The sequence below is a fragment of the Alkalibacillus haloalkaliphilus C5 genome (assembly GCF_000269905.1).
Classification (GTDB): Bacteria; Bacillota; Bacilli; order Bacillales; family Alkalibacillaceae; genus Alkalibacillus; species Alkalibacillus haloalkaliphilus_A.
In genome coordinates this window covers 1-6283 of sequence record NZ_AKIF01000162.1, presented here as the reverse complement: position 1 = coordinate 6283, position 6283 = coordinate 1, and the positions used below count along the sequence as shown (strand labels likewise).

Below are 6283 nucleotides of genomic sequence, written 5' to 3'. Positions count from 1 at the left end.
TAAAGTTTATCGCATAAAAAATCCCATTCTGGAAAAATGTAGATGACATCATCTCCAGGTGGGAGGGGCTAGCATGACAAGAAATAAAGTTGAGATTTGTGGTGTTGATACGTCAAAGTTACCAGTCTTAAAAAATGATGAAATGAGGTTTCTATTTAAACGTTTACAATCAGGTGATGAACAAGCTAGAGAAGAACTCGTTAACGGTAATTTACGCTTGGTATTAAGCGTTATTAAGCGTTTTAATCACCGTGGAGAGAATGTTGATGACTTGTTTCAGGTTGGTTGTATCGGTTTAATGAAATCAATTGATAACTTTGACCTTAGCCAAAATGTTAAATTTTCGACCTATGCTGTACCAATGATTATTGGTGAGATCAGACGTTATCTAAGGGATAACAATCCAATCAGGGTTTCTCGTTCATTACGTGATATTGCTTATAAAGCTTTACAAGTAAGAGAGGATTTAATGAGTCAACGTTCTACTGAACCAACAACGCAGGAGATTGCAAAAGAAATGGACATCCCTCATGAGGATATTATTTTTGCTTTAGATGCTATTCAAGACCCTGTGTCGTTATTTGAACCAATATATAATGACGGTAGTGACCCAATCTTTGTAATGGATCAACTGAAGGACGATAAACAAAAAGACTCTTCTTGGTTAAATGAACTAGCAATTCGTGAAGGGATTAAAAAATTAAATGAACGTGAGAAATTGATTATTAATCAACGATTCTTTGAAGGTAAGACACAGATGGAAGTAGCTGATGAAATTGGGATATCACAAGCTCAAGTGTCTAGGTTAGAAAAATCAGCAATTAAAGAGATGAATAAAACTGTATTAGACTCTTAAATGTAGTCCTCTATGTTGTACTTGTTATTAACTTGAAACGAGTTCAATATGGAGGTTTTTTTATCGTGTTTCTCCTCATATAGTATTAATAGTGAGGAGGCGTGATTATATGTTATTGTCAGAATTACAAACAAAAGATATCATTGAGGTTGAGAACGGTGAAAAGATCGGATTTATTAGCGACTTAGAATTAGATGTAACAGTGGGCGTTATATTGTCGTTAGTCGTCTCAGTAAAAGGAAAGTGGTTTGGGGTCTTTGGTGAACAAGAAGAGATTGCGATTTCTTGGTCTCAAATTGAAAAGATCGGGGCAGATGTCATATTAGTGAGAATGATAAAACATTCTCCTTAAATGAAATAAGAAATATAGAGCGAAATGTGATAAAATACATTATAGAGGGGTTCTTACTATGGCAGAAATATTGGATGCAAATTATACAAATTATTTACTTAATTCCAAGTGGAAAGAACTCGGTTATACAGCAGGTTTTTCAACACGTCTAAAAGGGTATAGTAACACACCATACAATTCAATGAATGTTGGCATCCACGTCAATGACGAAGTAGAAAATGTTCTGAAAAATCGTCAATACATAAGTGAACAAATTGAACAACCGTTAGAACAATGGTGCTGTTTAAACCAAGTTCATAGTACTAAAGTAATTGACTTAACTGAAACTGATCGCCATGAAGTTTCACACGACAAACCGAATATTGAAGCAGATGCTATGATTACAAATGATCCTAGCCATTCATTAGTAACTTTTTATGCTGACTGTGTTCCACTTTATTTTATCGCGCCAGAGCGAGGCTGGATAGGGTTAGCGCACGCAGGGTGGAAAGGAACAGTCGGTGGTATTAGTCACAATGTTGTGGAAGCTCTCTTGTCAAAAGGTGTTCAATTGGAAGAACTAGAAGTGATGATCGGACCTTGTATCTCTCAAGACCGTTATGAAGTTGATGAACGAGTGATTGAGCAAATCCCACAAAAATACTATGAAAAAGTATTAAAACCTAGTCAACAAGGCCGTTATTTGCTTGACCTAAAAATGTTAAACTATTTATATTTAAAAGAGCTAGGTCTATTAACAAGTAAGATTGAAACTTCTCAGTATTGCACATACGAAGATGAACAGCTCTTTTTTTCATTCAGAAGAGACAAAGGTCAAACTGGTAGAATGATGGCTATTTTATCTTTATAAAAATCGTAGCAAGGGTGTTATACACATGTCAGTAAGTGAACGATATCAACTAATACAAGATGAACTAATACAAATATGTGAACGCGTTAAGCGTAATCCTGATGACATTCAAATAATTGCTGTTACGAAGTATGTCTCTAACGAAACAGCGCAAGAAGCAATTAATGCTGGTGTACAGCATTTAGGCGAAAATCGTCTAGAAGGTTTTTTAGAGAAATACGAATCGATTGGACAAGCTGCTAACTTACACTTTATTGGCACGCTTCAGTCACGGAAAGTGAAAGATTTGATTGATTATGTCGATAGCATTCACTCTTTAGACCGTAAATCGTTAGCAAAGGAAATTAACAAAAGGGCTAGTCGAGAAGTGTCTTGTTTCGTACAAGTTAATACGAGTGATGAGGAGTCAAAACACGGCATAAAACCAGAAGAAGTAGTTCCATTTATAGAGAGTCTAGCAAACTATCCGAATGTTAAAGTTGTTGGATTAATGACGATGGCACCTCTTACTGAAGATGAACAGTATATTAGACAATGTTTTAGGAATTTAAGAGAAGTGAGAGATGTAGTACAACGTCACCAATTCCCTTATGCACCTTGTGATCAGTTATCGATGGGGATGAGTAATGATTATCAAATTGCAATTGAAGAAGGTGCGACCCATATTCGTATAGGTTCAAAATTAGTTGGAAAAGAAGTATAGGAGTGGATTCCGATGAGTTTTAAAGACAAGTTCAAATCATTTTTTGACCTAGATGAACGAGCAACTTATGAAGAAACACCGAAACGTGAAGAACACGAAGTTGAACAAAAAGAAGAACCAACGAAAAAGTTCAAAAATCAAAATCAAGACAACGTCGTGAGCTTAACATCAATCCAAAACGATACAAAAATGGTCCTGTGTGAACCAACTGATTTTGATGAAGCACAAGATATAGCTGATCATATTATGAAGAAAAAATCAGTCGTCGTTAATCTGCAAAGGTTAGACCATAATACGAGTGTTCGTATTGTTGACTTTTTAAGTGGTACGGTCTATGCTTTAAGCGGCAATATACAAAAACTCGGTCAACAAACATTTTTATGTACACCAGATCATGTCGATATATCTGGTAGTATTTCAGAACTGTTTAACGATTCGAGTTTCGATTATAAATAAGAAAGGGTGTAAGGCGAGTGGATGCGTTACTTAGCTTAATATTATTAGGAGTTCAAATATATTCCTTCATGCTAATTGGTTATATTTTTATGTCATGGTTCCCTGGAGCAAGAGAATCACAATTTGGTCAGTTTTTAGCGAAAGCATGTGAACCTTATTTAGAACCGTTTCGTAAGTTTGTTCCACCATTAGGAATGATTGATATTTCGCCAATTGTTGCGATTATTACGTTACACTTAGCATCACAAGGACTTATAGTATTATTTGGCATGTTATTTTAATTAAAGGAAGAGGAAGGTCATGGATTTATACCAGCACTTTCGCCCAGAGGAACAACCGTTCATTGATCAAGTGTTAGACTGGAAAGATCAAGTTGAACGTAACTACGTACCAGTTGTTAGTGATTTCCTTGATCCAAGAGAACAATTGATTTTTAAATCTATTATTGGACAAGACGAAAATTTGCAACTGTCTTTTAATGGCGGATATGAATATGCAGAACGAAAGAGGGCATTATTGGCTCCTTTCTATGAAACGATTAACTTTGACGGTTTTAATATAAGCATCTTACAAGGTACATATGCGTCTAAGTTTGTATCACTTTCACACCGTGATTTGTTAGGGACGATTATGTCATTAGGCTTACACCGGAAGAAACTCGGTGACCTAGTAGTAAAAGAAGGTCAATTTCAAATTATATGTGATCAAGATTTAGCGCTTTATTTAAAGATGAATGTAGAGAAGATTAAAAATACACGAATCAAATTAAAAGAAGTTGATGAGGCAAATGTTTTTAAACCTATTCATCATTGGCAAGACCAAGAAGGTACGGTCTCATCCACTAGACTTGATGTTATTTTGAAAGAAATCTATCAAATCTCACGTCAAAAAGCGCAGACGTTCATTGAGAAGGAAGCTGTTAAAGTCAATCATCGAATTGTAAATAACCCTTCCTTTCTACTGGAGCCTGGAGATTTAATCTCTTTAAAGTCTTACGGTAGAAGTAAAGTTGTTGACCTATTAGGTGAAACGAGAAAAAACAAAGTTCGCATTAAAACTGCTAAATTAAAATAATTGCAGAAGTTAGCAGGAGTATGAAACTTCTTGTCGAAATTATAAATTAAGGAAAAGCGCAAGAGCAATAGAGGGGGTTCGAATGATGGGTATAACGCCATTAGATATTCATAATAAAGAGTTTACTAGAGCTTTTCGTGGGTATGATGAAGATGAAGTTAATGAATTTTTAGACCAAGTCATTAAAGACTTTGAAAAAGTTATTCGTGAAAAGAAAGCTTTAGAAGAACGAGTTAATGAAAAAGAAGAGAAATTAGGTCACTTTAGTAACATTGAAGAGACTTTAAACCGCTCAATTCTTGTCGCTCAAGAGACGGCAGATGAAGTGAAAAATAATGCGAATAAAGAATCGAAGTTAATCATTAAAGAGGCAGAGAAGAATGCCGATCGAATTGTTAATGATGCATTAGCTAAGTCTCGTCAAGTTTCGATGGAAATTGAAGAGCTGAAAAAACAAGCTAAAGTGTTCCGCACACGTTTGAAAATGTTAGTAGAAGCACAACTCGACATAATTGAGAATGAAGACTGGGAAGACTTGTTTGAATTGGATTCTGAGGAAGATGAAGAGATGCAATTAGAATCTAACTACCATAATCAAACGAGCAGTTACCAAACTCATTCAAATTCTGAGTCATAATCACGTTTAAAATGGAACATTAATATGTATAATGAATAATAAACCTTGACTTCATGAATGAAATTATCTATAATTCTTTTATCATGAAAAAGAACTTAACACATAAGTTGTGTTTATAAATTTAAAAGCATCGATAGGAACAGTACTTAAAGTCAGTTGTTAAAGCGAGCTAGGGACGGTGTGAGCCTAGTAGCAATCCTTTAAGGAAAATCATCCTTGAGCTTCCTTTTTGAACCTCTAAGTAAAATAGGACGTCACATTCACGTTACGAATGCTAAGTGGAATGAATTGTTATGTTCATTCAATTAGGGTGGTACCGCGAACTTGTTCGTCCCTTTCTAGGGATGGGCAAGTTTTTTTGTTTCTAAAGATGTCTTTTAACAAAGTGTTATAACTATAAGGAGGATTTATATGAGCTACAAGGAAACGTTATTAATGCCTAAAACGGAGTTTCCGATGCGTGGAAATTTGCCAAACCGTGAACCAGAAATGCAAAAAGCTTGGGATGAAAACAAGATTTATGAAAAAGTTCAAGATAGAACAAAAGACCGACCATTGTTTGTCTTACATGACGGCCCTCCGTATGCGAACGGTGACCTTCATATGGGGCACGCTTTAAACAAAGTATTGAAGGACTTTATCGTGCGTTATAAGTCGATGTCTGGCTACCATGCCCCGTATGTTCCTGGTTGGGATACACACGGGTTACCTATTGAAACAGCATTAACGAAAAAGAAGAAAATTGACCGTAAAAAGTTAGCAATCGCTGAATTTAGAAAAATGTGTGAAGAATATGCCCTACAGCAATTAGATAACCAGCGTACACAATTTAAACAATTAGGTGTCCGTGGTGATTGGGAAAATCCATATATTACACTAGATCCAGCTTTTGAAGCACAGCAAATTAAAGTGTTTGGTGACATGGCTAAGCGTGGTTATATTTACAAGGGAAAAAAACCTGTTTATTGGTCACCATCATCAGAGTCAGCATTAGCAGAAGCTGAAATTGAGTATCAAGAAAAGCGTTCCCCATCCATTTATGTAGCATTTGATGTTAAAGAAACTAATGGGGTATTAGAAGGTGATGAGAAATTCGTTATTTGGACGACAACACCTTGGACAATTCCCGCTAACTTAGCAATTGCACTACACCCTGAAGTTACTTATTCTGTTGTTAGCACCGAACAAGGTAAATTCATCGTTGCTGAAGACTTGCTAGGTGAAGTATCGGAGAAAACTGGATGGGAAAACCCTTCAATCGTTAAAACATATAAAGGCGAAGAATTAGAGCGTGTTGTTGCTCAGCACCCATTATATGACCGTGATTCACTAGTCATTTTAGGTGATCATGTTAC

9 protein-coding genes and 1 other annotated feature are annotated in these 6283 nt (G+C 35.7%); all 9 genes read left to right on the top strand.

Going from position 1 to position 6283, the window contains the following annotated elements:
• The first annotated feature begins 73 nt into the window (after positions 1-73).
• Positions 74-856, top strand: a complete 783-nt coding sequence (gene sigG / locus A194_RS0113915; protein WP_017187423.1) for an RNA polymerase sporulation sigma factor SigG — start codon at positions 74-76, stop codon at positions 854-856.
• A 109-nt stretch (positions 857-965) separates the two neighbouring features.
• Complete coding sequence (locus A194_RS0113910) at positions 966-1208, top strand: YlmC/YmxH family sporulation protein (RefSeq protein WP_017187422.1); 243 nt, start codon at positions 966-968, stop codon at positions 1206-1208.
• 58 nt (positions 1209-1266) lie between these two features.
• Entirely contained in the window at positions 1267-2058 is a 792-nt protein-coding gene (pgeF, locus tag A194_RS0113905; protein WP_017187421.1) for a peptidoglycan editing factor PgeF, read from the top strand.
• A gap of 25 nt (positions 2059-2083) precedes the next feature.
• A complete protein-coding gene (locus tag A194_RS0113900) occupies positions 2084-2761 on the top strand; it encodes a YggS family pyridoxal phosphate-dependent enzyme (protein ID WP_017187420.1) in 678 nt (225 codons plus the stop codon).
• 12 nt (positions 2762-2773) lie between these two features.
• On the top strand, positions 2774-3217 hold the full coding sequence (locus A194_RS0113895; protein ID WP_017187419.1) for a cell division protein SepF: 444 nt from the start codon (positions 2774-2776) through the stop codon (positions 3215-3217).
• Positions 3218-3234: 17 nt separating this feature from the next.
• Positions 3235-3498 carry a YggT family protein gene (locus A194_RS0113890; protein ID WP_017187418.1) on the top strand — a complete coding sequence of 88 codons (264 nt, stop codon included), beginning with the start codon at positions 3235-3237 and terminating at the stop codon, positions 3496-3498.
• Positions 3499-3517: 19 nt separating this feature from the next.
• Complete coding sequence (locus tag A194_RS0113885) at positions 3518-4291, top strand: YlmH family RNA-binding protein (protein ID WP_017187417.1); 774 nt, start codon at positions 3518-3520, stop codon at positions 4289-4291.
• Positions 4292-4376: 85 nt separating this feature from the next.
• A complete protein-coding gene (locus A194_RS0113880; RefSeq protein ID WP_017187416.1) occupies positions 4377-4928 on the top strand; it encodes a DivIVA domain-containing protein in 552 nt (183 codons plus the stop codon).
• Positions 4929-5049: 121 nt separating this feature from the next.
• Positions 5050-5267 (top strand) — a binding site (T-box leader).
• A gap of 72 nt (positions 5268-5339) precedes the next feature.
• The coding region (locus tag A194_RS0113875) for a class I tRNA ligase family protein (protein ID WP_017187415.1) at positions 5340-6283 on the top strand (944 nt) is incomplete at its 3' end.